The following is a 26,522-nucleotide window of genomic DNA, read 5'->3' as shown; positions in this document are numbered from 1 at the left end:
GGGGCCCGGGGACGGCAGCCCCCGGGGACGGCAGCCTCAGACGAGGTTCACCGCACGAGCGGACGTCGCCCCGATCTCCGAGGCGACCTCGGCCAGCACTCCCGTGGGCACCGCGTCGTCGACGGTCAGCACGGCCAACGCCTCGCCGCCCACCGCCGCGCGAGCGACCTGCATCCCGGCGATGTTGATGCCGGCCTCGCCGATGATCCGTCCGACGGTGCCGACGACACCCGGGCGGTCCTCGTACCGCAGCACGACCATGTGGTCGGCGAGCGCGAGGTCCACGTCGTACTCACCGACCGCGACGATCTTCTGCAGGTGCTTGGGACCGGCGAGCGTGCCGGAGACCGACACCTCCTCGCCGTCGCCGAGCGTGCCGCGCACGGTGACGACGTTGCGGTGGTCCGGCGACTCCGAGCTGGTCGTCAGCCGCACCTCGACGCCGCGCTCCTGGGCGAACAGCGGGGCGTTGACGTAGGAGACCGTCTCGTCGACGACGTCCTCGAAGACGCCCTTCAGCGCCGAGAGTTCCAGCACCTTCACGTCGTGCTGGGTGATCTCGCCGTAGACCTCGACGTCCAGCCGCACGGCCACCTCACCGGCGAGCGCGGTGAAGATCCGGCCGAGCCGCTCGGCCAGCGGCAGCCCCGGCTTGACGTCCTCGGCGATCACGCCGCCCTGGACGTTCACCGCGTCGGGGACCAGCTCACCGGCGAGGGCGAGCCGCACCGACCGGGCGACGGCGATACCGGCCTTCTCCTGCGCCTCGTCGGTGGAGGCACCGAGGTGCGGGGTGGAGACGACCTGGTCGAACTCGAACAGCGGCGAGTCCGTGCAGGGCTCCTTGGCGTACACGTCGAGGCCGGCGCCGGCGACGCGGCCCTCCTTCAGCGCCGAGTACAGCGCCTCCTCGTCCACGATCCCGCCGCGCGCGGCGTTGACGATCCGCACGCTCGGCTTGACCTTGCGCAGCGCCTCGGCACCGATCAGGCCGAGCGTCTCGGGGGTCTTGGGCAGGTGGACGGTGATGAAGTCGGAGACCTCCAGCAGCTCGTCCAGCGACAGCACCTTGACGCCCATCTGCGCGGCGCGCGCGGGCTGCACGTAGGGGTCGTAGGCGACGACCTTCATGCCGAAGGCGGACATCCGCTGCGCGACGAGCGCGCCGATACGGCCGAGGCCCACCACGCCCAGGGTCTTCTCGGCGAGCTCGACGCCGGTGTACTTGCTGCGCTTCCACTCGCCGTTCTTCAGCGCGGCGTTGGCCTGCGGGATGTTGCGCGCGGTGGCCAGCAGCAGACCGCAGGCCAGCTCGGCGGCGGTCACGATGTTCGAGGTGGGGGCGTTGACGACCATCACGCCGGCCTTGGTGGCGGCGGAGACGTCGACGTTGTCCAGGCCGACGCCGGCTCGTGCGACGACCTTGAGCCGGTGCGCGGCGGCGATGGCCTCGGCGTCCACCTTGGTGGCGGAGCGGATCAGGATCGCGTCGACCTCGGCGATGGCGGGGAGCAGTTCGGCCCGGTCGGCTCCGTTGCAGTGCCGGATCTCGAAGTCCGGTCCCAGTGCGTCCACGGTGGCGGGCGACAGCTCTTCGGCGATGAGTACTACGGGTTTCGCGCTCACGTGAGTCCTCACAAGTCCAATGCGGACGGCCGTCCCGACGGCCGCAGGCGGTGGAGGGTGCTAGCCGCGTGGAAGACGCACGACGCTGTGGGCCCGACGCGTATGTATACGGCAGTGTAGTGGCGCTGCCTGGGTCGTCCTGCGCCTCCGCGGAAGGATCACCCGTCCGTGGTTCGACGGGTTGGACAACGGGGCCGGAGCGCGGTGCTCCGGCCCTGTCGCCCGCGGCTCACGCGTCTTCGTCGACCCAGGACATCAGCTTGCGCAGCTCCTTGCCCGTGGTCTCCAGCAGGTGCTCGGAGTCCTGCTGCTTGTACTCGTTGTACTTCTTCAGACCACCGTGGTACTCGTCCATCCAGGCCTGGGCGAAGGACCCGTCCTGGATCTCGGCGAGGACCTTCTTCATCTCGGCCTTGGTGGCGTCGGTGATGATCCGCGGGCCGGTGACGTAGTCGCCCCACTCGGCGGTCTCGGAGATCGACCAGCGCATCTTCTCCAGGCCGCCCTCGTACATGAGGTCGACGATCAGCTTCAGCTCGTGCAGGCACTCGAAGTACGCGATCTCCGGCTGGTAGCCGGCCTCGGTCAGCGTCTCGAAACCGGCCTTCACCAGGGCGGTGGTGCCACCGCAGAGGACGGCCTGCTCACCGAACAGGTCGGTCTCGGTCTCCTCGGTGAAGGTCGTCTTGATGACACCGGCGCGGGTGCCGCCGATGCCCTTGGCGTACGACAGGGCCAGCGCGAACGCGTCGCCCGTGGCGTCCTGCTCGACGGCGGCGATGCAGGGAACGCCGCGGCCCTCCTCGTACTGACGGCGCACCAGGTGGCCCGGGCCCTTGGGGGCGACCATGCAGACGTCGACACCGGCCGGGGGCTTGATGAAGCCGAAGCGGATGTTGAAGCCATGACCGAAGAACAGCGCGTCGCCGTCCTTCAGGTTCGGGGCGATGGACTCCTCGTAGACCTGGGACTGGATCGGGTCCGGGACCAGGATCATGATGACGTCGGCCTCCGCGGCGGCCTCCGCCGGGGTGACCACGCGCAGGCCCTGCTCCTCGGCCTTGGCCTTGGACTTGGAGCCCTCGTGCAGACCGACGCGCACGTCGACACCCGAGTCACGCAGCGACAGGGCGTGGGCGTGGCCCTGGCTGCCGTAACCGATGACCGCGACCTTGCGGCCCTGGATGATGGACAGGTCGGCGTCGGCGTCGTAGAACAGCTCGGCCACTTTGGGTCTCTCCTTGGAGTGCAGATGTTGCGTCCCACCGTATGACGGCGGAGGGAGGGGAAGGTTCGGGGTCTCGCCATACGGGCGGCCCGTGTCGGGCGGGCCGCCCGTCTCACATCGTCACGCCGATCGGTCGAGCGCGCGCAGCGAGCGGTCCGTGATGGAACGCGCTCCGCGGCCGATCGCGATCGTGCCGGACTGGACCAGCTCCTTGATGCCGTACGGCTCCAGCATCTTGAGCATGGCGGACAGCTTGTCGCTGCTGCCGGTGGCCTCGATGGTGACGGCCTCCGGGGAGACGTCGACGGTCTTGGCACGGAACAACTGGACGATCTCGACGATCTGGGAGCGCGTCTCGTTGTCGGCGCGCACCTTCACCAGGACGAGTTCGCGCTGCACGGCCTGGGCCGGCTCCAGCTCGACGATCTTCAGGACGTTGACCAGCTTGTTGAGCTGCTTGGTCACCTGTTCCAGCGGCAGGTCGTCGACGCTCACCACGATCGTGATGCGGGAGATGTCGGGGTGCTCGGTGACGCCGACCGCGAGCGAGTCGATGTTGAAGCCGCGGCGGGAGAACAGGGCGGCGATCCTGGCCAGGATGCCCGGCGTGTTCTCCACCAGGACCGAGAGCGTGTGCTTGGACATGTTCTTGACTCAGCTCTCTCTTCAGTCGTCTTCGCTGTCGCCGAAGTCGGGGCGGACGTCCCGGGCGGCGAGGATCTCGTCGTTGGAGGTGCCGGCGGCGACCATCGGCCACACCATCGCGTCCTCGTGCACGATGAAGTCCACGACGACGGGCCGGTCGTTGATCGAGTTCGCCTCCTCGATCACCTTGTCGAGGTCGGCGGGGTCCTCGCACCGGATGGCGTAGCAGCCCATGGCCTCCGACAGCTTCACGAAGTCGGGGACGCGGGTGCCCCGGGCCCCGGGATTGACGTCGTCGGGGCCGGAGTGCAGCACGGTGTTGGAGTACCGCTGGTTGTAGAAGAGGGTCTGCCACTGGCGGACCATCCCGAGGGCGCCGTTGTTGATGACGGCGACCTTGATCGGGATGTTGTTCAGGGCGCAGGTGGTGAGCTCCTGGTTGGTCATCTGGAAGCAGCCGTCGCCGTCGACCGCCCAGACGGTGCGGTCGGGCGCGCCCGCCTTGGCGCCCATCGCGGCCGGGACGGCGTACCCCATCGTCCCCGCACCCCCGGAGTTCAGCCAGGTGGCGGGGTTCTCGTACTGGATGAAGTGCGCGGCCCACATCTGGTGCTGGCCCACGCCGGCCGCGAAGATCGTGCCCTCGGGAGCGAGCCGGCCGATGCGTTCGATGACCTGCTGCGGGGAGAGCGAGCCGTCCTCGGGCTGGTCGTAGCCGAGCGGGTAGGTGTCGCGCCAGCGGCTGAGGTCCTTCCACCAGGCCTCGTAGTCGCCCCGGTGGCCCTCCGCGTGCTCCTTCTGCACGGCCTGGACCAGGTCGGCGATGACCTCACGCGCGTCACCGACGATCGGCACGTCGGCCTCGCGGTTCTTGCCGATCTCGGCCGGGTCGATGTCGGCGTGCACGATCTTGGCGTACGGGGCGAAGCTGTCCAGCTTGCCGGTGACGCGGTCGTCGAAGCGCGCGCCGAGGGCCACGATCAGGTCGGCCTTCTGCAGGGCGGTGACGGCGGAGACCGCGCCGTGCATACCGGGCATGCCCACGTGCAGCGGGTGGCTGTCGGGGAACGCGCCGAGCGCCATCAGGGTGGTGGTGACGGGCGCGCCGGTGAGCTCGGCGAGGACCTTCAGCTCTGCGGTGGCCTTGGCCTTGAGCACGCCGCCGCCGACGTACAGCACCGGCCGCCTGGCGGAGGTGATCAGCTTGGCGGCCTCACGGATCTGCTTGGCGTGCGGCTTGGTCACCGGGCGGTAGCCGGGCAGGTCCATGGTGGGCGGCCAGGAGAAGGTGGTGCGCGCCTGGAGGGCGTCCTTGGCGATGTCGACCAGGACCGGTCCGGGGCGGCCCGTGGAGGCGATGTGGAACGCCTGCGCGATCACCCGCGGGATGTCCTCGGCCTTGGTCACCAGGAAGTTGTGCTTGGTGATCGGCATGGTGATGCCGACGATGTCCGCCTCCTGGAAGGCGTCCGTGCCGATCGCCTTGGAGGCGACCTGGCCGGTGATCGCGACCAGCGGCACGGAGTCCATGTGCGCGTCGGCGATCGGCGTCACCAGGTTGGTGGCGCCGGGTCCCGACGTCGCCATGCAGACGCCGACCCGGCCGGTGGCCTGCGCGTAGCCGGTGGCGGCGTGGCCGGCACCCTGCTCGTGCCGCACCAGCACGTGGCGGACCTTGCCGGAGTCCATGAGCGGGTCGTACGCCGGGAGGATCGCCCCGCCGGGAATGCCGAATACCGTGTCGGCGCCGACCTCCTCGAGAGAGCGGATGAGGGACTGCGCGCCCGTGACGTGCTCGGGGGCGGACTGTCCTCCGGATCGGGGCCGCGGCTGCGGGTGATGGGCCCCGGTGGCCTGCTCGGTCATCGGCATTCTCTTCTCGATGCTGAGGGTTTTTGCGAGGTTTGTACGGTCTACGACTGCGGTACGGCAGGTGCCTGTGCAACAAAAAACCCCTCGTGCCGTAAGGCAAGCGAGGGGAGCGCGCCGGTGTCGTCGCTGGGTGTCCCGGATCGTCCTCCGGTGGGTCCCAGCTCAGCCGACGCGCTGTCCAAGTACGAGAATTCGGGTGCGCATGGAACTGACCCTCCCCCCGGCGCGCACCCACTGTCAAGTAGGTGGGACGGGAGTCTCATCATGTGAGCGCAACGGGGTGGTGAGGGGTGTGGCGACAGGTGTGGTGACGGAGGTGGTCACGGGTGCGCCACCTCCGAAGACCGTGGTCACGCCGCCGGGATAGCCGCCCGGCCCGCCGCCCGCGAACGCGGGTTCGGCCGGTCCGTGCGGCACCGGACAATGGCCGGAACCGAGCGCCCTGCGCAGCCGGTACTCGTCGAGGGCCCCGGAGAACGCCATGCCCTGCCCGTGCGTGCAGCCCATGGCGCGCAGGGCCACGACCTGTTCGGGCACATCCACGCCGTCCGCCACGGACTGCAGTCCGAGATCGCCGGCGATACGCAGCAGCCCGCTGGTGATCTTGTGCAGCCGGGCGGACTCGACGACGCCCTCGACCAGTCCCCGGTCGATCTTCAGCACGTCCAGCGGAAGCCGGCGGAGCGCCGTGACGGCCGGGCAGCCGCCGCCGAAGGCGTCCAGCGCGATCCGGATGCCGAGCCTGCGCAGTGCGCCCAGGCGGCGCTCCAGATCCTCCAGGCAGATCTTGGCATCGATGTCGGACAGTTCGACGACCAGGCCGCCGGACGGCAGTCCGTGCCGGGTCAGCAGCGCCTCGACGGAGCCGAGGGGCGTCGACCGGTCCAGCAGCCGGCGGGCCGCCATCCGGACGGCCACGGGCACGGCGTGGCCGGTCGCGGCGCGTTCCGCGGCCTGCTCGATGGCCTCCTCCAGCACCCAGCGGCCCAGCTCGGCCGTCCGGTCGCCGTCGTCGGCCACCCGCAGGAACTCGGCGGGCGTGAACAGCACCCCTTGCGAGGACCGCCACCGCGCCTGCGCGGCGACCGCCGTGATGCGGCCGTCCTCCAGGCGCACCACCGGCTGGTGCAGCAGCGTGAACTCGCCGTCGTGCAGCGCGGCCCGCAACCGGGTGGCCAGCTCGGCCTTGCGTACGACGTCCTGCTGCATCTGCGGTTTGTACAGCTCGACGCGGCCCTTTCCGGCCGACTTCGCGCGGTACATCGCCAGGTCGGCGTTGCGCAGCAGCTCGCCCGCGCCGAGACCCGGTTCGGCGAAGGCCACGCCGATGGACGCGGCGACACGGACATCGTTGCCGTCGATGAGGTAGGGCTGCGACAGCGTCACCCTGAGGCGGTCGGCGAGCTCCAGGATGTGCCGTTCACGGGCGGCCCGGTCCCGGGCCCCGTCGCCGACGATCAGGGCCGCGAACTCGTCGCCGCCCAGCCGGGACGCGGTGTCGCCCTTGCGGACCGCCTCCTGGAGCCTGCGCGCGGCCTGGACGAGCAGCTCGTCCCCGGCCTGGTGCCCGATCGTGTCGTTGACGGCCTTGAACCCGTCCAGGTCGATGAAGAGCACGGCCGTGCCCAGCAGGGCGGCGCCGCGGTCGGTGCTGCGGCGGCCGGACAGGGCCTGCTGGACCCGCTTGGTGAACAGCGCGCGGTTGGGCAGGTCGGTGAGCGGGTCGTGCTCGGCGTTGTGCTGCAACTGCGCCTGCAGGCGGACCCTCTCGGTGACGTCCCGGCTGTTGAAGATCAGGCCGCCGTGGTGCCTGTTCACGGTCGACTCGACGTTCAGCCAGCCTCCCTCACCGGACCGGAAGCGGCACTCGATCCGCGTGGTGGGCTCCTCCTGAGGGCTGGCGGCGAGGAAGCGGCGCACCTCGTGCACCACGCAGCCCAGGTCCTCCGGGTGGATGAGCTCGGCCAGTTCGCTCCCCACCAGGTCCTCCGCGGGGCGTCCGTAGACCCCGGCGGCGGCCGGGGAGACGTAGCGGAGGATGCCGTTGGGCGCGGCGATCATGATGACGTCGCTGGAGCCCTGCACCAGGGAACGGAAGTGGTTCTCCTTCTGGGCCAGTTCCTGGGTGAGGGTGATGTTGTCGAGCAGCATGATCCCCTGGCGCACCACCAGCGCGAGCACGACCGTGCCGCCGGTGAGCAGCACGACGCGGTCCACGCTGCGGCCGTTGAGCACGTTGTAGAGGATCCCGAGCGTGCAGACGGCGGCGGCGAGGTACGGCGTGAGGGCGGCCAGCGAGCCGGTGAGCGGCCGGTTGGCCGGGTAGCGGCTGTGCTCGCCCTGCTGCGCGGGCGGGGGCGCCGGGGCGCTCCCCCGCTGCCCCGGCACGTGCTCGTGCTCCACGCGCGCGGAGGGCTCCTCGCCGGGCTGCCCGGGGCGCGTGGTGGCCCAGGGGGCGTACGCCAGGAGCAGCGAGCCCGCGAACCAGCCCGCGTCCAGCAGCTGGCCCGAGTGGTAGTTGTTGTGCAGCAGCGGCGAGGTGAACAGGGCGTCGCACATCACGGTCAGGGCGAGCGCGCCGATCGCGGTGTTCACCGCGGAGCGGTTGGCCCCCGAGCGCCGGAAGTGCAGCGCCAGCACCATGCTGACCAGCGCGATGTCCAGCAGCGGGTACGCCAGCGACAGCGCGGTGTGCGCCACGCCGGGGCCGCCGCCCTTGGCCGCCTGGGCGAGCGCGAGGCTCCACGACAGGGTGACCAGGGAGCCGCCGATCAGCCAGGCGTCCAGGGAGAGGCAGACCCAGCCCGCCTTGGACACCGGCCGCTTGGCGAGGACCAGCAGCCCCACGATCGCGGGCGGCGCGAAGCACAGGAAGAACACGTCGGCGTAGCTGGGGCTGGGCACGGGCAGTCCCAGGACGACCTCGTACCAGCCCCAGACCCCGTTGCCCAGGGCGGCCATCGCCGACGAGAGGGCGAACAGCAGCCAGCCGGAGCGGAACCGGACGCGGCGGCTGTGGGCGTAGACGAAGCACGACACGGCGGCCGCGGCGGCCGCGGCCGCCAGCCCGAAGTCGCCCATGACGAGGGCGAGATGGGGCGAACCCCAGCCGACCGCGGCGCCGACGGCGTAGCCCGCGCAGAGCAGGGCCAGGACGAGTTGCTGGTACATGCTCGACCCGCCGCGGGTGGCCGGCGGCCGGGGCAGCAGGGCGCCCGGCGCGGGATGCCGTCGCAGCGCCTGGTCGAGGGTGGTCGTGGGCGGCGCGGGCGCATTCACCGGGGCCTCCCGGTCCGTACCACGCCCGGGTCCCGTGGGTCCCGGGGCGCGCACTGAGCCTGCTGCCTGCGGCTGTTGGGCCTGCGGTGGTGGTGGCTGTGGTAATCGCCGTGGCCGGCGTGCCGGCCCCGCCGTCGCGTGGCCGTGCGCCAGGGCCGCCGTCGGCGGCCCCGCCTCGTCGGATCGTTCGTCCATAGGCCGTGCATCGCCCGTCGCCCCCCTCGCAGTCTGAAACGTCCATCCCCGGCGCCGAACGGTGCGCGGCGCAGCCCCTGTCGGGACGATACACCAGTCTCGTCACTCAGGGACATAGCTTCTCTACGCTCCGTGACCACCAGCGAGAACGTGGAACGGACCGCGTCCGCACGATTGCGGAGGGTGCCCGAGTCAGGTCACACGTCGCCCACGCCGACCGTCCTACGCATCCTTCGCGCCCGTCGTAAGGATCACGTTGCGCAACGGCTCCCGGTTCACGAAACGGTGCAACTGGTCCACGAGCAGCCTCTTGGCGCGCGGCAGGAACGCGGACGTGGGGCCGCCGACATGGGGGCTGATCAGCAGGCCGGGCGCCTGCCACAGGGGGTGTCCGGCGGGGAGCGGCTCCGGGTCGGTGACGTCGAGGGCCGCGGTGATCCGGCCGCTCTCCAGCTCGCTGAGCAGCGCCTTGGAGTCCACGACCGGCCCGCGCGAGACGTTCACGAGCAGCGCGCCGTCCTTCATCCGCTCCAGGAACTCGGCGTTCACGAGGCCCCGGCTGGTTTCGGTCAGCGGCGTGGAGAGGATCACGACGTCCGCCTTGGGGAGCAGCGCGGGCAGTTCGGTGAGCGGATGCACGGGACCGCGCGCCGTGGTGCGCCCTGAGCGCGCGACGCGCGCCACCCGCGCGAGTTCGAAGGGCGTGAGCCGGTCCTCGATGGCCTCGCCGATCGAGCCGTAGCCGACGATGAGCACGTGCTTGTCGGCGAGCGCCGGCCGGAAACCGCTGCGCCACTCCTCCCTGTCCTGCGCCCGGACGAAGTCCGGGATCCCGCGCAGCGAGGCGAGGGTCAGGGTGAGCGCGAGTTCCGCGGTGCTCGCCTCGTGCACACCGCGCGCGTTGCACACGCGCACCCCCGGGCGCAGGTGTCCCAGCCCCGGTTCGACATGATCCATTCCGGCGGTGAGCGTCTGCACGACCTCCACCGAGGTCATCCGGGGCAGTGGCCGTACGGCGACCTCGGAGGGCGTCATGTAGGGGACGACGTAGAAGGCGCAGTCGGCGGGGTCCGCGGGGAACGTCTCGCCCGCGTTCCAGAAGCGGTAGGTCGGCCCGTCCGGGAGTCCCTCGATCTCCTGGGGCGGGATGGGCAGCCACACGTCAGCAGTCATGGTCATGAGGCTAAGTGAGGCGCGGGGTCGGGCGGAGGTTAGGTTGGGGGGCCAGGAGAGGGAGGGTCACGGGCAGGTGGAGCGCAGGACGATCGGCGCGGCGGCGCTCGGTGTGGGGGCCGTCGGACTCGGGTGCATGCCGATGAGCTGGGCGTACAGCACGTCACGGCAACGGGGCGACGAGTCGCTCAGAGCGGTGCACCGGGCGCTCGATCTGGGCTCGACGCTGCTGGACACGGCCGACATGTACGGGCCCTTCACCAACGAACTCCTGCTGGGGCGGGTGCTGAAGGAGCGGCGGTCCGACGCCTTCGTGTCGACGAAGGTGGGGCTGCTGGTGGGCGAGCAGCACATCGTTGCCAACGGCCGTCCCGGGTACGTGAGGCGCGCCTGCGACGCCTCCCTGCGGCGATTGCAGACCGACGTGATCGACCTCTACCAGCTCCACCGGGCGGATCCGGAGGTCCCCGTCGAGGAGACCTGGGGCGCGATGGCGGAACTCGTGCGGGCCGGGAAGGTGCGGGCGCTGGGGCTGTGCGCCATGGCCGCCCTGGGCGGACGCCGGTCCGGGACGCGGCTGCACGACGCCACGATCCGTCAGTTGCAGCGGGTGCAGCAGGTCTTTCCGGTGAGCGCGGTCGAGGCGGAGCTGTCGGTGTGGTCGCCGGAGGCGCTGCGGTCGCTGCTGCCCTGGTGCGAGGCGCGCGGCATCGGCTTCCTGGCCGCGATGCCGCTCGGCAACGGCTTTCTGACCGGCACGCTGACCCCGGGCGAGGGCTTCGAACCGGACGACATGCGCGCCCGCCACCCGCGCTTCACGGCGGAGATGATGGCCTCGAACCAGCCGATAGTGGCGGGCCTGCGCCGCGTGGCCGCCCGCCACGGCGCGGAGGTCACCCCGGCCCAGGTGGCTCTGGCCTGGGTGCTGGCCCAGGGACGGCACGTGGTGCCGGTGCCGGGGGCGAAGCGCGAACGGTGGGTGACTCAGAACGCCGGGGCGGAGCGGGTGGCCCTGACGGAGCAGGACCTGGCGGAGGTGTCGGGGCTGCCGCGGGCGCAGGGGTCCTGGGACTGAGGTCCGGGAAGGACCGGGTCGGGGGCCGCTTCCGGTTCTGCCCTGATCTGCCCTGATCTGCCGGCGAAGCGCTCCTGACCTGCTGCTTCGTGATTCGCCGGCGTCGTCCTCGGTTCGGGATCCCGGGACCGGGAACCTGTGAGGCGCGAGCGGTGTATGACAAGGAGAACTCGCCGCGTCGAAGGGACCATGATCGTGCAACGTCGAGCTGTGACGGCCGTCCTGGCCACGGCCACCCTCCTGCTCACGGCCGGCTGCTCCTCCGACGACGGGGCGGGCGGGCCCGCGGACGGCACCGCGCCGAGTCGTACGACGGCGCAGGCGAACCCCTCCGGGCAGCCCGCGGAGGAGACCCCGCCGGCGAAGGGCACGGTGAAGGTCGTGCGCACGGTCACCGAGGGCCTCAAGAGCCCCTGGGGCCTGGCCGCGCTGCCCGACGGCGACCTGCTGGTCTCCTCCCGCGACGAGGGCACGCTCACGCGCGTCGACACGGAGACGGGGAAGAAGACCGAGCTCGGTGAGGTGCCCGGCGTGTCACCGGAGGGCGAGGGCGGTCTGCTGGGCATCGCCCTCTCGCCGGAGTACGCCTCCGACCACATGGTCTACGCGTACTTCACCTCGGCCTCGGACAACCGCATCGTGCGCATGCTCTACGACGGTGACAAGCCCGCCGGTGAGCAGCTGGGCGCCCCGGACACGATCTTCCGTGGCATCCCCAAGGGCTTCATCCACAACGGCGGCCGGATCGCCTTCGGTCCGGACAAGATGCTGTACGCGGGGACGGGAGAGAGCGGCGAGGAGGGCCTGTCGCAGGACAGGAAGTCGCTCGGCGGCAAGATCCTGCGCATGACCCCGGAGGGCGAGCCGGCCCCGGGGAACCCGTTCCCCGACTCGACGGTCTACTCGTACGGCCACCGCAATGTGCAGGGCCTCGCCTGGGACAGCAAGCAGCGGCTGTTCGCCGCGGAGTTCGGCCAGGACACCTGGGACGAGCTGAACGCGATCGAGCCCGGCGGCAACTACGGCTGGCCGGAGGTGGAAGGCAGGTCCGACGACTCGCGCTACCGCAACCCGACAGCCCAGTGGAGCACCGACGAGTCCTCCCCCAGCGGCATCGCCTACGCCGCAGGCTCGGTCTGGATGGCGGGTCTGGGCGGGGAGCGCCTGTGGCGCATCCCCCTCGACGGCACAAAGGCCTCGGCCGATCCCCAGGCCTTCCTGGAGGGCGAGCACGGCCGGCTGCGCACGGTCCTCGCGGCGGGTGGCGACAGGCTGTGGCTGACGACGAGCGAGACCGACGGCCGGGGGTCCCCGGAGGCCGGGGACGACCGGATTCTGGAGCTCGAGGTGAGCTAGCGCCGCTCCTTCGGGTCCGGCTCCTCGTCCCGAGGGGGCTGCGAAGGCTCCGGGGACCGGACGACCACCTTCCCGGAGGCGAGATCTATCGGGCCGCGGCCCGGGTCGTTGTCGCCGACGTCCTCCCGGGTCAGTTCCAGGCGGTTCTGCTCGTCGCGGGTGTGTTTGCGGCCGGGTGCGAACAGTTCCTCGAAGAGGTTGAACACGGGGCCTCCCTCGGCCGGGTCCGCTTCAGCGTAAGCCTCAGCCCGCCGTGCGCGCTGTCGGCGTCGCGGGCTCCGTGGGCGTCGAGGGCGTGCCGGAGGTGAACAGGCCCAGCCGGTGCGCCACCGCCGCCGCCTCGCCCCGGCCGGAGACGCCGAGCTTGGCGAGGATGTTGGAGACGTGCACGCTGGCCGTTTTCGGGGAGATGAAGAGTTCCTCGGCGATCTGGCGGTTGGTGCGGCCGTTGGAGACCAGGCGGAGCACATCGCGCTCGCGGGTGGTGAGGCCCAGCGCCTCGGCGGGGTCCGCGACCGGTTTCGGCCCGGGGCCCGGTGCCAGGCTCAGGCGGGCGCGCTGGGCGAGCAGGGTGACCGCGTCCGTCAAGGGGCGGGCCCCGAGGTGGTCGGCGACGGCGTGGGCGAGGCGCAGCAGCTCGGTGACGCGGTCGCGGTGGTCCGCGGCGTCGGTGGCCAGCAGCGCCCCGGCGAGGCGGTGGCGGACGCGGGCGAGGTCGTAGGGGCGCTCCAGCTGCTCGAAGGCGGTGACGACCGGCGTCCAGGTGTCGGGGGTGTCGTTGCCCTCGGCGCGCTGGAGTTCGGCGCGGACCCACTGCTCGTGGGCGAGCCAGAGGGGCGCCCTGGCGGTGAGTGCCTTGACGGCGGTGAGGATCCGGTCGAGCGTCTCGGCGCGGCCCTGCTCGGCGGCGGGCAGGGCACGGGCGTCGGCCTCGGCGGTGGCGGCGGCCACCAGCAGCGGCCAGCCGTACTGCTGGGTGCCGGGCGGGGTGCCCGCGTCGAGGGCGGCGCCGAGTTCCGCGCGGGCGTCGAGGAGGCGGCCCTGCGAGGCGGCGATGCCGACGGCCACGGCGGCCATCGGCAGCCACTGCTGGGGCATGGGGTCGTGCGAGCCGAACGCGGCCTGGGCGGCATCCAGTTGGCGCCTGGCCTCGGCCAACTCGCCCCGCCCCAGGGCGAGCTGCGCCAGGCATATGGCGCCGGAACCCTGGGGTTTGGCGCTGCGTCCGTGCCGGAAGACGTTCTGCGCGGCCTGCTCGGCCTCCTGCCAGCGGCCGAGGTTGCCGAGCGACTCGGAGAGGTTGGACCACACCCAGGCCTCGGTGTCGAGGAGACCGAACCGGCGGGCGAAGGCGGCGCCCTCCTCCAGCAGCGGCGCGGCCTCCCGGGAGCGGCCGATGGCTTCGAGCCCGGCGGGCAGGTTCACGTAGGCGCGTCCGGCGACATACGGGAAGCCCTCCTCGAGGGAGCGTTCCTTGACCTCGTACATCTCGGCGAGGCCCGCCTCCACGTCGCCCGCGTCGGCGGTGAGGACGCCGAGGGTGAGGCGGGCGTTGAGCTCTATCTCGCGGGTGCCGACCATGCGCGCGTACTGCACGGCCCGCTCGGCGGCGGCGAGGGCCTCGGGGCCGGGCTGGTGCAGCATCGACCAGTTGGCGACGTTGGTGAGGACCTCGGCGTGCACCTCGGAGGGCGGCAGCCCGCGCAGCAGGTCCTGCGCGGTGGCCAGTTCCTGCCAGCCGTCGCCCCGGGCCAGGGCCTGGACGAGCCGGGAGCGCTGGGTCCAGAACCAGGCGGCGCGCAGCGGGTCGTCGTCCTCCTCCAGGATGCTCAGCGCCCGCCGGGTGATCTTCATGGCGCGTTCGCGTTCGCCGCAGAAGCGGCCGGCGACGGCCGCCTCGGCCATCAGGTCGAGATAGCGCAGCGGGGTGGTCGCGGGGTCGCAGCCACAGGGCGGGTAGGAGGCGGTGTAGTCGACGGGGCGCAGCCCGGCCCGCACGTCCGCGGGGGCGGCGTCCCAGAGCTCCATCGCGCGCTCCAGGAGCCGTAGTTGCTCCGAGTAGGCGTCGCGGCGGCGGGCGGCGACGGAGGCGGCGAGGACGGCGGGCAGGGCCTTCGCGGCGTCGTTCGCCTGATACCAGTAGCTGGCCAGGCGGGCCACCCGCTGGTCGGCGGGGACGAGGCTCGGGTCGGCCTCCAGTGCCTCGGCGTAGCGGCGGTTGAGGCGGGAGCGCTCACCGGGCAGCAGGTCGTCGCCGACGGCCTCGCGGACCAGGGAGTGGCGGAAGCGGTAGCCGTCACCGGAGGGGGCGGCGAGCAGGATGTTGGCGTTCACCGCGGCGCGCAACGCCTCGATCAGGTCGTCCTCGGGCCGCCCGGCCACGGCGGCGAGCAGCCGGTACTCGACGGTGGAGCCGCCCTCGGCGACGATCCGGGCGACCCGCTGGGCGCTCTCGGGCAGCGCCTCCACGCGGACGAGGAGCAGATCGCGCAGCGAGTCGGTGAGGCCGTTGCAGGAACCCTCGTGTGCGGCGACGGCCAGTTCCTCGACGAAGAAGGCGTTGCCGTCGGAGCGTTGGAAGATCGCGTCGACCTTGGTCGGTTCGGGTTCGGCGGCGTGTATGCCGGCGATCTGGCGGGCCACCTCCTCGCGGTTGAAGCGGGGCAGCTCGATGCGCCGGACCGTGCGCAGCCGGTCGAGTTCGGCGAGCAGGGGGCGCAGCGGGTGGCGGCGGTGGATGTCGTCGGAGCGGTAGGTGGCGAGGACGACGAGGCGGCCGGTGCGCAGGGTGCGGAAGAGATAGGCCAGCAGATGGCGGGTGGAGGCGTCGGCCCAGTGCAGGTCCTCCAGGGCGACGACGACTGTGCGGCGGGCGGCGACCCGCTCCAGCAGGCGGGCGGTGAGCTCGAAGAGACGGGCCATGCCCTCCTCGTCGTGGCGGCGCGCGCCCGCGTCCCCCAACTCGGGCAGCAGCCGGGCCAGTTCCTCCTCCTGGCCGGCCGCCGCGGCCGCGAGCTCCGCGGGCAGCTCGCGGCGCAGTGCGCGCAGCGCGGTGGAGAACGGGGCGAAGGGCAGCCCGTCGGCGCCTATCTCGACACAGCCGCCGAGGGCGAACACCGCACCCGCGCCGACCGCCGCGGTGGCGAACTCCTCGACGAGGCGGGTCTTTCCGACGCCGGCCTCACCGCCCAGCAGCAATGCCTGCGGCTCGCCCGCGGCGGCACGGGCGAGCGCGTCGCGCAGCGTCGCCAACTCCTCGGCGCGACCGACGAACACCGGACTGACGGACCTGGTCTCCACGCCCCCGAGCATCGCACGGGGGTCCGACAACCCGGCACCGGTTTTCGGCAGGTGGCGCGGCGTTCGCGCGGGCCGGTCGCGGACGCCGGTCTCCGCACGGGACGCGAGCGCGGGACGGCGGGGGCCGGTCACCCGGCCCCCCGCCGCCCCGCGCGCAGGCGCTCCCCCGTTCCCGGCCACGGCCACGGAAGCCCCGCCCCCCGTGCTCAGGCGGCCCGTGGAGACCGGTGCCGTCGCGTGCCGCCGGTATGCGACTCGCCGCGCCCGGTGCGGGGCGCGGTTTCGTGGCGGGCGGCGCGGGCGAGGCGGACGGCCTCGCGGGCCATGCGCTCCTGCTCGGCCCGGCGGAGCAGGTCGGCGGAGCGCGCCTGGGACAGCTCGTACTCGAACATCTCGTCTCCCCCTGGGAATCGGTGGTTGTCATCGCCTGACGCGATGCCTCCACCTTGGTCTCCCAGGGGGGTCCGCCACATCGGGAGAGTTCCGCATCCTTCGGCGCGGGCGGGGCCTTAGACGCGGGTGAGGGGTCCCAGGGCGCGCGTAAGTGCCTCACGCGCGGCCTAAGACCCCTCAGGAACTGCGGGTATTCAGCTCGCGGCGGGCAGCCCGAGCAGGACGCCGGTGTACTTCAGGACGGCCAGGAGCAGACCGATCACGCCGAGGGAGACGCCTCCCCAGGCGACCGACTTGATCCACGGCGCCTGCGGCGCGCCGGGGGCGCCGAACGCGGGGCGGGCGAGGACCACGACACCGGCGATCAGCGCGGCCAGCGCGAACACACCGGCCCACAGGGCGTTGGCGGCCCAGGCGTCGCCGTAGCCCTCCTTGACCATCGTCGCCACGCCGGCGGACTGCGAGGTCTGCATCTGGCCGATCAGCGACTCGCGCGCGGAGGCCACGGTGCCGACCCAGCTGCCGGTGAGGGAGACGAGGCCGAGCGCGGCGGAGACGACGGCACCGGCACCCTGGCCGACGCCCGTGGGGCCGCTCGGTCCGGCGGGCGCCGCTCCGGGCCGCTCGTCACCGTCCTCGGCGGGGGTGCTGTCGTCCTGCGTGGCGGTGGCGTCCGCCGTCGCGACCCGTTCCTCGTCGGTCTTCGCCCCGGTCCCGGCAGCGCTCTCGGCGGGGGTCTCGTCCACAGTCTTGGTAGCCATGCCCCGCACCGTACGGACGCTGTCTGAGAGGTTCCTTAATGATCGCTGTGCGCGTCACGCGCGCGTGCCGCGGGCCATTCCGGCGCCAGCACCGCCCAGATCTCGTAGTCCTGCCGCACGCCCCGCCACGGGAAGGTCTCGCGCAGCACGCCCTCGCGGGTCAGGCCCAGTCGTCGCGCCACGTTGATGCTGGCGGTGTTGCCGGAGGCCGCGTGCCATTCCACGCGGTGCATGCCGCGCTCGTCGAACGCCCAGTCGATCAGGACCCGGGAGGCGCGCGTGACCAGGCCCCGTCCGGTGGCCGCCGGCTCCAGCCAGCAGCCGATCTCGCAGACCCCGGTGGCGGCGTCGAAGACGCGGAAGAGGACGCCGCCGACGAGCTTGCCGTCCAGCCACAGGCCGTGCAGGGAGCCGCTGTCGGCGGCGCGCTTGTCGGCGTACGACTGGAGGAGGCCGCGGGCCGAGTCGTGGTCGGTGGCCTTGGAGCCGAACGGGATGTGCTCGGTGATGAAGTCCCGTCCGCGCTCCAGGTGGGCGAGGAACTCCTCGGCGTGCCAGGGCTCCAAGGGGCGCAGCCTGGCTCCGTCGTCACCCAGGGGTATCGCGTACATCCGAACGCCGCTCCTTCTCCAGTACGTCCACGACGTCCGTGAGCTTCTCACGTTCGCCGTCGACGTCCGGGAGGTTTCCCTGCGCGGCCCGGCACTCGGGCGGCTCGATGCTTATCCGGGGCAGGTACTTGTCGAGCCGGCGGGGCAGCCACCAGTTGGCGCCGCCGAGCAGGTGCATGATCGCCGGCACCAGCAGGGTGCGGAGCACGAAGGCGTCCAGGGCGACGGCCGCGGCGAGCGCGATGCCGAACATGGCGATCACGCGGTCGCCGCTGAGCACGAAGGCGAGGAAGACCGAGATCATGATGACCGCGGCGGAGTTGATCACCCGGCCGGTCTCGGCGAGGCCGATCCGCACGGCCCGCCGGTTGTCGCCGGTCTCCAGCCATTCCTCGTACATCCGGCTCACCAGGAACACCTGGTAGTCCATGGAGAGCCCGAAGAGCACCGACACCATGATCACGGGGAGGAAGGGTTCGATCGGACCCGCCCGGCCGAGGCCGAGCAGATCGCTGCCCCAGCCCCACTGGAAGATCGCGACGACCACCCCGAACGAGGCGGCGACGGCGGCGACGTTCATCGCGGCGGCCTTCAGCGGTATGCCGACGGACCGGAAGGCGAGCAGCAGCAGCACACAGCCGAGGCCGATGACGACACCGACGAACAGCGGCAGCTTGTCGACGATGACCTCGGCGAAGTCGTCGTAGCCGGCGGTGACGCCTCCGACGTGCACGTCGAGCGAGGTGCCGGCCTCGGCGCGTGGCAGCACCTCGGTGCGCAGCCGGTCGACCAGCTCGCTGGTGCTCTCGGACTGCGGGGACGACTCGGGTACGACGGTGAGGTACGCCGTCCGGCCGCCGGAGTCGAACATCACCGGGGTCACGGCGGCGACGCCCTCGGTGCCGCGCAGGGCGCTGCCGAGTCCGTCGGCGGCGAGCCGGTCCTCGGCGCCGGAGATCTTGGTGACGAGGGTGAGGGGGCCGTTGACGCCGGGTCCGAAGCCTTCGGCGAGAAGGTCGTAGGCCTGCCTGGTCGTCGTCGACTCGGGATTGTTGCCCTGGTCGGAGGTGCCGAGGCGGAGCGAGAGGGTGGGCAGGGCGAGCAGGGTGATGAGCGTGAGCGCGACGGCGCCGAGCTTCTTGGGGTGCCGTTCGACGAAGGCGGACCAGCGGGCGGCGAATCCGGTGGGCAGCTCGGGTTCGGGGCCGTGCTCCTCCAGGCGGCGGCGTTCACGGCGGCTGAGCGCGCGGGTCCCGACGAAGGACAGCAGTGCGGGCAGCAGCGTCACGGAGGCCGCGACGGTGAGCATCACCGTCAGCGAGGCGGCCACGGCGACGCCGTTGAGGAAGCCGAGCCGGAGTATCAGCATCCCCAGCAGCGCGATGCAAACGGTCGCACCCGCGAACACCACGGCCCGCCCCGTGGTGGTGACGGCCGCGGTCGCCGCCTCGGCGACGCTCAGGCCGCGCTTCAGTCCGCGCCGGTGCCGGGTGACGATGAAGAGCGCGTAGTCGATGCCCACGCCGAGCCCGATCAGCACGCCCAGCACGGGCGCGAAGTCGGCCACGGTCATGGCGTGCCCGAGCAGACCGATCCCGGCGTACGCGGTGCCGACGCCGATCAGCGCGGTGGCGATCGGCAGCAGGGAGGCGACCAGCGAGCCGAAGGCGACGAACAGCACGACCGCGGCGACGGCGACGCCGACGATCTCGGCGAGATGGCCGCCGGAGGAGTCGGTGAGCCCGAGGGCACTGCCCCCCAGCTCCACCTGGAGCCCCTCGGCCTCGGCGTCCTCGGCGATGGCCACGACGGCCCCGGCCTCGGACTCGTCGATGTTCTCCGGCTGGTCGTCGAAGGCGACGGCCGCGTACGCCGTACGCCCGTCCTCGCTGATCTGGCCCGCGCCCTGACCGTCGTAGGGGCTCACCACGGCGGCCACGCCGGGCAGTTGGGCCATGGACTGGAGCGCGCGGGTCATCGTCTGCTCGACGTCGGCGGCGCGTACCGTGCCGGACGGGGTGTGCCAGACGACCGTTCCGGCGGCGCCGCCCAGGTCGGGGAAGCCCTCCTTCAGCAGCTGCCCCGCCCTGTCCGACTCGGTGCCGGGGACCTGGTAGTCGTTCGAGTACGCCGTTCCGGCCACGGCGGCGGCTGCGGTCACCCCGCCGAAGGCGAGGAGCCACAGGAGAACCGTGGCCAAACGGTTCCGAACACACCACCGGGCTAGGGCTGCCACGAACGTGCTCCCAAGATGTGACTTGTGGATCTTTGACCGGGAACAGTCGTCCATGTGCTGAACGGCCCGCAAAGAACGCATGAGCAATGCAAAGCCACTGTTACAGGGCGAAGTGATCGTTGGGTGATTTCGTGCGTTTATTCACAGGAATGGGAGACAGCTCACAGGACAATCGCTTGCACTCCGTCAGCCGTCAGTCGAACTGGTCCCCGAGCGCCATCACCGTCACTCCGCCCACCAGCAGCCACAGCGCACGCCGGGTGCGCCCTCGCGACCCGAGCACGGCGGCACCCGCGCAGACGGCCGCTCCGAGGGCGTAGGCGGCCGGTACGAGCGCCGGGGCGGTGCCCGCGGCCCGCAGCACGGACGCGGCGGTCCCGACGGCGGCCAGCAGCCCGCCCGTTCCGGCAGCGGTCCAGCGGGCCCGCCGTGCCTCCTCCAGCGGATCGCCGTCGTCCTCGGCGTCGTCCTGGCCGTCGTCCTCGCCGTCGTCCGTGCTGCCGTCGTCCTCGGCGTCTTCGGGATCCTGGGCGTCCTCGGCGTCCTCGGGGCCCTCGGCGTCCTGTACGGGCTCGACAGGGCCCTGTGCCGCCTCGGGGGGCGTCTCGGAATCAGCACGTCCACTCATGGCGGGCGAGCGTAGCGGGCGAGCACCCGCACACATGAGCGGGGGGCGCGGCAAGATCGCCACGCCCCCCGCTCACACGCCGCCTCAGCCTTCGGCGACACCCAGCTTCTGAAGGATCAGCTCCTTGACGCGGGCCGCGTCGGCCTGCCCCCGGGTGGCCTTCATGACCGCGCCGACCAGGGCACCGGCCGCGGCCACCTTGCCGCCGCGGATCTTGTCCGCGACGCCCGGGTTCGCGGCGATGGCCTCGTCGACGGCCGTACCGAGCGCGCCTTCGTCGGAGACGACCTTCAGGCCGCGCTTGTCGACGACCTCGTCGGGGGTGCCCTCGCCCGCGAGGACGCCCTCGATGACCTGGCGGGCCAGCTTGTCGTTCAGGTCGCCGGTGGTCACCAGCTCGGTGACCCGAGCGACCTGCGCGGGCGTGATCGCCAGTTCGTCGAGCGCCTTGCCCGACTCGTTGGCGCTGCGGGCCAGTTCGCCCATCCACCACTTACGGGCGGACGCGGCGTCGGCGCCGGCCTCGATCGTGGCGACGATCGGCTCCAGCGCGCCGGCGTTGAGGATCGCCTGCATCTCGGTGGCGGAGACACCCCAGTCGTCGCGGAGCCGGTTGCGGCGCACCAACGGCAGCTCGGGCAGACCGGCGCGAAGCTCCTCGACCCACTCGCGGGAGGGGGCGACCGGGACGAGGTCGGGCTCCGGGAAGTACCGGTAGTCCTCGGCCTCCTCCTTCACCCGGCCCGACGTGGTGGACCCGGTGTCCTCGTGGAAGTGGCGGGTCTCCTGCACGATCGTGCCGCCGGAGGACAGCACGGCCGCGTGCCGCTGGACCTCGAAGCGGGCCGCACGCTCCACGGACCGCAGCGAGTTGACGTTCTTCGTCTCGCTGCGGGTGCCGAACTTGCCGGCGCCCTTGGGCATCAGCGACAGGTTGACGTCGCAGCGCATCTGACCCATCTCCATGCGGGCCTCGGACACGCCGAGCGCACGGATCAGTTCGCGCAGCTCACGCACGTACGCCCGGGCTACCTCGGGAGCGCGCTCGCCCGCACCGACGATCGGCTTGGTGACGATCTCGATCAGCGGGATGCCGGCGCGGTTGTAGTCGAGCAGGGAGTGGGACGCGCCGTGGATACGGCCGGTGGCACCGCCGACGTGCGTCGACTTGCCGGTGTCCTCCTCCATGTGGGCGCGCTCGATCTCCACCCGGAAGGTCTCGCCGTCCTCCAGCTGCACGTCGAGGTAGCCGTTGAAGGCGATCGGCTCGTCGTACTGGGAGGTCTGGAAGTTCTTCGGCATGTCCGGATAGAAGTAGTTCTTCCGGGCGAAGCGGCACCACTCGGCGATCTCGCAGTGCAGCGCGAGGCCGATCTTGATGGCGGACTCGACGCCGGTCGCGTTGACGACCGGGAGCGCGCCGGGCATGCCGAGGCAGACGGGGCAGGTCTGGGTGTTCGGGTCGGCGCCGAGCGCGGTCGAACAGCCGCAGAACATCTTGGTCCTGGTGCCGAGTTCGACATGGACCTCAAGGCCCATGACGGGGTCGTACGACGCCAGCGCGTCCTCGTACGACACCAGGTCGGTCGTGGTGGTCACGGTGAAAACTTCCCTCTCAGCCCAGCAGGACGTCGTCGTCGCCCAGCCGCTTCAGCTCGCGGTAGAGCATGGCGAGGCCGGTCACGACACCTGCGGCGGTCACGACGGCGTCGACGAGCCGCAGCGTGTCGCTCTCGGCGCGGGCCTTCTTGATCTGCTTGGCCACGCCGATCGCGCCGAACGCGGTGGCGGCCATGGACAGGTACGTACCGGACTTGGACTTCTTGAAGCCCTTGGCCTTGGTCAGTGCACTCACAGCGACGGAGCCTCCTCGAGAAGCGGGTGCCCCCACTTTTCCACGAAGGCGGCCTCGACGGCGGCGCCCACCTTGTACAGACGGTCGTCCTGCATCGCGGGGGCGATGATCTGCAGCCCGACCGGGAGGTTGTCCTCCGGGGCGAGTCCGCAGGGCAGCGACATGGCCGCGTTGCCCGCCAGGTTGGTCGGGATGGTGCACAGGTCGGCGAGGTACATCGCCATCGGGTCGTCGGCGCGCTCGCCGATCGCGAAGGCGGTGGTCGGCGTCGTCGGGGAGACGATCACGTCGACCTGCTCGAAGGCCTTCTCGAAGTCCTGCGTGATGAGGGTGCGGACCTTCTGCGCCGAGCCGTAGTACGCGTCGTAGTAGCCGCTCGACAGGGCGTAGGTGCCGAGCATGATGCGCCGCTTGACCTCGGGACCGAAGCCGGCCTCGCGGGTGAGCGAGGTGACCTCCTCGGCGGAGTGGCTGCCGTCGTCGCCGGTGCGCAGGCCGTAGCGCAGGCCGTCGAAGCGGGCGAGGTTGGAGGAGCACTCGGACGGGGCGATCAGGTAGTACGCCGACAGCGCCAGGTCGAACGACGGGCAGTCCAGCTCGACGATCTCGGCACCCAGTTCCCTGAGCAGCTCGACCGACTCGTCGAAGCGCTGGATGACGCCGGCCTGGTAGCCCTCGCCGCGGAACTGCTTGACGACACCGACGCGCATCCCGGCGACCGAGCCGTTGCGAGCGGCCTCGACGACCGGCGGGACCGGCGCGTCGATCGAGGTGGAGTCCATCGGGTCGTGCCCGGCGATCACCTCGTGCAGCAGCGCCGCGTCCAGGACCGTACGGGCGCAGGGGCCGCCCTGGTCGAGGGAGGACGAGAACGCCACCATGCCATAGCGCGAGACGGCGCCGTAGGTGGGCTTGACGCCGACCGTGCCGGTGACGGCGGCCGGCTGGCGGATGGAGCCGCCGGTGTCGGTGCCGATGGCGAGCGGGGCCTGGTAGGAGGCGAGCGCCGCCGAGGAGCCACCGCCGGAGCCGCCCGGGATGCGGGTCAGGTCCCAGGGGTTGCCGGTGGGACCGTACGCGCTGTTCTCGGTCGAGGACCCCATGGCGAACTCGTCCATGTTGGTCTTGCCGAGGATGACGACGTCGGCGGCCTTCAGCCGCTTGGTGAGCGTCGCGTCGTACGGCGGGATCCAGCCCTCGAGGATCTTGGAGCCGACCGTGGTGGGCACGCCCTCGGTGGTGAAGATGTCCTTCAGCGCGAGCGGCACGCCGGCCAGCGGGCCGAGCTTCTCGCCGCGCTCGCGCTTGGCGTCCACGGCACGCGCCTGGGCGAGGGCGCCCTCGCGGTCGACGTGCAGGAAGGCGTGGACCTTCTCGTCGACGGCCTCGATCCGCGCCAGGTGCGCCTCGGTGACCTCGACGGCGGTCAGCTCGCCGGAGGCGATCTTCGCCGCGGTCTCGGCCGCGGTCAGCTTGATGATGTCCGTCATGCGGGTTACTCCTCCCCCAGGATCTGCGGCACCTTGAAACGCTGCTGCTCCTGGGCCGGGGCGCCGGACAGCGCCTGCTCGGGGGTGAGCGAGGGGCGGACCTCGTCCGGGCGCATGACGTTCGTCAGCGGGAGCGGGTGCGAGGTCGGCGGTACGTCTTGGTCGGCGACCTCGCTGACGCGGGCGACCGCGCCGATGATGTCGTCCAGCTGGCCGGCGAAGTGGTCGAGCTCTTCGGGCTTCAGCTCCAGACGCGCCAGCCGGGCGAGGTGGGCGACCTCCTCGCGCGTGATGCCAGGCATGCAGCGATCCTCTGGGGTGAGTGTGAGTGGTTTGGGCCCAATCCTATGGGGCGGCGGCGCGTACCTGTTAAACGGTTTCCCGTGGGCAGGGGCGGCCGGCCGCCCGGCCGGGCGCGGCTACTCGTCCGAAGCGGCCGCCGGCAGGGCCGCCGCCGGGCGCTGCCACCCGCGCGAGCCCCGCGCCCGCAGCCACGCCGTGGTCTCCTCCGGCGGCATCGCGGCCGCGACCAGCCACCCCTGTACCGCGTCACAGCCCAGGTCGCGCAGGCGTTCCCAGGTCTCGTCGTCCTCGACGCCCTCGGCGACGACGAGCAGCCCGAGCGAGTGCGCGAGATCGACCGTGCAGCGGACGATCTCCGCGTCCTCCGTGTCGATCGCCAGCCGGGCCACGAACGACCGGTCGATCTTCAGTTCGCTCACCGGCAGCCGGCGCAGGTGCACCAGCGAGGAGTAGCCGGTGCCGAAGTCGTCCAGGGACATCTTCACGCCGTGCCCGGTCAGCCCCGCGAGCGTGTCGGCGGCCCGCTGGGGGTCCTCCAGGAGCACATGCTCGGTGATCTCCAGTTGGAGCGCTCCCGCGGGGACTCCGTGCCGGGCGAGACGGGCGGCGACGGATCCCGCGAAGCCGGGGGTGTGCACGTCGCGCGGGGAGACGTTCACCGCGACCGGCACGAACAGACCCTGAGAGCGCCACCGGGCCACCTGCGCGAGCGCCCTGTCCAGCACGTACTCCGTCAGATGCGGCATCAGCCCGGACGACTCGGCGATCGCGATGAACTCGTCCGGCGGCACCTTCCCGCGCTCCGGGTGCACCCAGCGCACCAGCGCCTCCAAGCCGGCCACCTGGCCGTCGAAGCGCACCTTGGGCTGGTAGTGCAGTTCGACCTCGTGGGCGTCGAGCGCCCGGCGCAGGTCGGCGAGGAGGCCGAGGCGGTCGGGGGTGTTCGAGTCCCGCTTGGACTCGTACACCTCCACTCCGGTGCGGTCCCGCTTCGCCTGGTACATCGCCACGTCCGCGCGACGCAGCAGGCCCTCGGCGTCCAGGGCGTGGTCGGGGAAGACGGCGACGCCCGCGCTGGCCTCCAGCACGAGGGTGAGACCGTCGAGGTCGAGGGGGGAGCTGAGCTCCGCGACCAGGCCGCGGGCGATCCGGGTCGCGGACGTCGTGGAGTCGGCGACCGGCAGCAGGACCGCGAACTCGTCCCCGCCGAGCCGGGCGGCCTCCGCGCCGCGCGGCAGCGCCAGGCGCAGCCGGTCGGCGGTCTGCAGCAGCAGCCGGTCACCGGCGAGATGGCCGAGGGTGTCGTTGACCGACCGGAACCGGTCGAGGTCTATCAGCATCAGGGCGGCGCGGGCGTCGATGCGCTCGGCGTCGTCGAGCGCGGTCCAGATGCGCTCCAGCAGCCACTGACGGTTGGGCAGCCCGGTGAGCGGATCGCGCAGTTGCTCCTCCGCACGGGCCCGGGCCATCCACAGGGTGGAGTCCAGGGCGATGAGGGGGATGGCGAACAGCGGCAGCAGGATCGGCTTGGCGACGGCGACCACGCAGATCAGGGGCGCGATGCCGAGCAGCGCCACGGCGACCAGGCCGTGCCGGACCAGCGCGGTGCGGGCGATGGTGGGCAGTCCGCCGACACGGGGCGCGTGCAGGTACCACAGCAGGGTGCGGGAGACCGCGAGGTAGGCGGTGGCGACCAGGACCACCTCGGTGGCGGTGTAGAGGGTCCAGGTGGCCGGGTGCCAGGGGTTCTCGACGGACGGTACGAGGCCGAAGGCGGCCAGCAGGAGGGCCCCGGCCCCGATGCCGAGGATGTCCACGGCGCCGTGCAGCGCGCCCTGCCGCCAGCGGTGGCGCCGCGCGATGCCGACGAGCACCACGACGGTGAGGCTGACCATCCCGGCGGGCACCCATCCGTACAGCAGCAGGACGGCGAGGGTGAGGGCGGCGCCGGAGCCGGTGCCGCCCCACCAGCGGGCGCGGCCGAGCGCGACCAGGTGGCCGACGATGATGCCGGTCAGCACGGCCAGCGCCCAGCCGGCCGTGCCGGAGGGGAACAGCGCGTGGTTGCCGGTGAACGCCCGCAGGAAACCGGCGCCGAGGGCGAACCCGGCCGCCGCGACGACCGCCGCGGGCAGCGCGGGCCAGGACAGGTGCCGTTCGGTGTCGGCCCCCGGGAGTCCGGTGGCGTGCCCGGCGGAGAGGGCGGCGGCGCCGTGCCCGAGCGGCACGATCCGCTGTCCGGCGCCCTGGTCCCGCGTCGCCGCGGCACTCGTGCGCCAGGCCGAACGGAGTCCCCCTCGCCAGGCGCCGGCCATCCGGCGCAGCCGTGAGTACGGGGCGGCGCTCTCGGTCCGTTCCATTCCCGTCCCTCTCACAGCCGGCGGTGCCCACGCCACGCGGCCCGCTGCCCGACAGCCCTCGACGGCACCGCGTTGGAAGACCCTTCCCCGTGCTCACCGAGAGCAAGGGAATGCCCCAACCGCAGCTGGGCACGGC

The 26,522-nt window shown here is 72.1% G+C and carries 20 protein-coding genes; 2 read left to right on the top strand and 18 right to left on the bottom strand.

From position 1 onward, the window contains the following. Positions 1 to 36: 36 nt before the first annotated feature. The 6 genes from serA to ACIP2X_RS17785 form a co-directional block, all read right to left on the bottom strand. Entirely contained in the window at positions 37 to 1,626 is a 1,590-nt protein-coding gene (gene serA / locus ACIP2X_RS17810; protein WP_401673658.1) for a phosphoglycerate dehydrogenase, read from the bottom strand. Between the two features lie 229 nt (positions 1,627 to 1,855). Then, positions 1,856 to 2,854, bottom strand: a complete 999-nt coding sequence (gene ilvC / locus ACIP2X_RS17805; protein ID WP_401673656.1) for a ketol-acid reductoisomerase — start codon at positions 2,852 to 2,854, stop codon at positions 1,856 to 1,858. A 120-nt stretch (positions 2,855 to 2,974) separates the two neighbouring features. Further along, a complete protein-coding gene (gene ilvN, locus ACIP2X_RS17800) occupies positions 2,975 to 3,499 on the bottom strand; it encodes an acetolactate synthase small subunit (protein ID WP_401673653.1) in 525 nt (174 codons plus the stop codon). Positions 3,500 to 3,520: 21 nt separating this feature from the next. After that, a complete protein-coding gene (locus tag ACIP2X_RS17795) occupies positions 3,521 to 5,371 on the bottom strand; it encodes an acetolactate synthase large subunit (RefSeq protein ID WP_401673651.1) in 1,851 nt (616 codons plus the stop codon). A 237-nt stretch (positions 5,372 to 5,608) separates the two neighbouring features. After that, entirely contained in the window at positions 5,609 to 8,650 is a 3,042-nt protein-coding gene (locus ACIP2X_RS17790) for a putative bifunctional diguanylate cyclase/phosphodiesterase (RefSeq protein ID WP_401673648.1), read from the bottom strand. Positions 8,651 to 9,067: 417 nt separating this feature from the next. Then, positions 9,068 to 10,018, bottom strand: coding sequence for a 2-hydroxyacid dehydrogenase (locus ACIP2X_RS17785; protein WP_401673646.1), 951 nt, complete (start codon positions 10,016 to 10,018; stop codon positions 9,068 to 9,070). A 76-nt stretch (positions 10,019 to 10,094) separates the two neighbouring features. Here ACIP2X_RS17785 and ACIP2X_RS17780 point away from each other — a divergent pair, with 76 nt between their 5' ends. Next, a complete protein-coding gene (locus tag ACIP2X_RS17780) occupies positions 10,095 to 11,093 on the top strand; it encodes an aldo/keto reductase (RefSeq protein ID WP_401673644.1) in 999 nt (332 codons plus the stop codon). A 156-nt stretch (positions 11,094 to 11,249) separates the two neighbouring features. Continuing rightward, complete coding sequence (locus ACIP2X_RS17775) at positions 11,250 to 12,449, top strand: PQQ-dependent sugar dehydrogenase (protein ID WP_401673642.1); 1,200 nt, start codon at positions 11,250 to 11,252, stop codon at positions 12,447 to 12,449. Here the strand turns inward: ACIP2X_RS17775 and ACIP2X_RS17770 are convergent. From ACIP2X_RS17770 to ACIP2X_RS17715, 12 genes are all read right to left on the bottom strand, one after another. Next, complete coding sequence (locus ACIP2X_RS17770) at positions 12,446 to 12,655, bottom strand: DUF6191 domain-containing protein (protein WP_401673640.1); 210 nt, start codon at positions 12,653 to 12,655, stop codon at positions 12,446 to 12,448. The genes ACIP2X_RS17775 and ACIP2X_RS17770 overlap by 4 nt on opposite strands. Before the next feature lie 37 nt (positions 12,656 to 12,692). Then, positions 12,693 to 15,761 carry an AAA family ATPase gene (locus ACIP2X_RS17765; protein WP_401674494.1) on the bottom strand — a complete coding sequence of 1,023 codons (3,069 nt, stop codon included), beginning with the start codon at positions 15,759 to 15,761 and terminating at the stop codon, positions 12,693 to 12,695. 194 nt (positions 15,762 to 15,955) lie between these two features. Next, complete coding sequence (locus tag ACIP2X_RS17760) at positions 15,956 to 16,141, bottom strand: hypothetical protein (RefSeq protein WP_401673638.1); 186 nt, start codon at positions 16,139 to 16,141, stop codon at positions 15,956 to 15,958. Between the two features lie 195 nt (positions 16,142 to 16,336). Next, entirely contained in the window at positions 16,337 to 16,903 is a 567-nt protein-coding gene (locus ACIP2X_RS17755; RefSeq protein WP_401673635.1) for a hypothetical protein, read from the bottom strand. A 35-nt stretch (positions 16,904 to 16,938) separates the two neighbouring features. Then, positions 16,939 to 17,514, bottom strand: coding sequence for a GNAT family N-acetyltransferase (locus tag ACIP2X_RS17750; protein ID WP_401673632.1), 576 nt, complete (start codon positions 17,512 to 17,514; stop codon positions 16,939 to 16,941). Then, positions 17,492 to 19,750 (bottom strand): MMPL family transporter, encoded by a 2,259-nt coding sequence (locus ACIP2X_RS17745; protein ID WP_401673630.1) that lies wholly within the window; start codon positions 19,748 to 19,750, stop codon positions 17,492 to 17,494. Before ACIP2X_RS17745 ends, ACIP2X_RS17750 begins: the two co-directional genes overlap by 23 nt. Before the next feature lie 193 nt (positions 19,751 to 19,943). Next, positions 19,944 to 20,378 (bottom strand): hypothetical protein, encoded by a 435-nt coding sequence (locus ACIP2X_RS17740; protein ID WP_401673627.1) that lies wholly within the window; start codon positions 20,376 to 20,378, stop codon positions 19,944 to 19,946. 84 nt (positions 20,379 to 20,462) lie between these two features. Further along, a complete protein-coding gene (gatB, locus tag ACIP2X_RS17735; RefSeq protein ID WP_401673625.1) occupies positions 20,463 to 21,977 on the bottom strand; it encodes an Asp-tRNA(Asn)/Glu-tRNA(Gln) amidotransferase subunit GatB in 1,515 nt (504 codons plus the stop codon). A gap of 16 nt (positions 21,978 to 21,993) precedes the next feature. Further along, positions 21,994 to 22,233 (bottom strand): hypothetical protein, encoded by a 240-nt coding sequence (locus ACIP2X_RS17730; protein ID WP_365452781.1) that lies wholly within the window; start codon positions 22,231 to 22,233, stop codon positions 21,994 to 21,996. Beyond that, complete coding sequence (gene gatA, locus ACIP2X_RS17725; protein WP_401673622.1) at positions 22,230 to 23,723, bottom strand: Asp-tRNA(Asn)/Glu-tRNA(Gln) amidotransferase subunit GatA; 1,494 nt, start codon at positions 23,721 to 23,723, stop codon at positions 22,230 to 22,232. Before gatA ends, ACIP2X_RS17730 begins: the two co-directional genes overlap by 4 nt. A 5-nt stretch (positions 23,724 to 23,728) precedes the next feature. After that, positions 23,729 to 24,025 carry an Asp-tRNA(Asn)/Glu-tRNA(Gln) amidotransferase subunit GatC gene (gene gatC / locus ACIP2X_RS17720; RefSeq protein ID WP_004925108.1) on the bottom strand — a complete coding sequence of 99 codons (297 nt, stop codon included), beginning with the start codon at positions 24,023 to 24,025 and terminating at the stop codon, positions 23,729 to 23,731. 117 nt (positions 24,026 to 24,142) lie between these two features. Beyond that, positions 24,143 to 26,386 (bottom strand): putative bifunctional diguanylate cyclase/phosphodiesterase, encoded by a 2,244-nt coding sequence (locus tag ACIP2X_RS17715; protein ID WP_401673619.1) that lies wholly within the window; start codon positions 26,384 to 26,386, stop codon positions 24,143 to 24,145. Positions 26,387 to 26,522 lie beyond the last annotated feature (136 nt).

Origin of the sequence: Streptomyces sp. NPDC089424 (assembly GCF_044749345.1) — a bacterium.
Classification (GTDB): domain Bacteria; phylum Actinomycetota; class Actinomycetes; order Streptomycetales; family Streptomycetaceae; genus Streptomyces.
The sequence above is the reverse complement of the archived record's forward strand: the minus strand, read 5'-3'. Positions and strand labels throughout refer to the sequence as shown.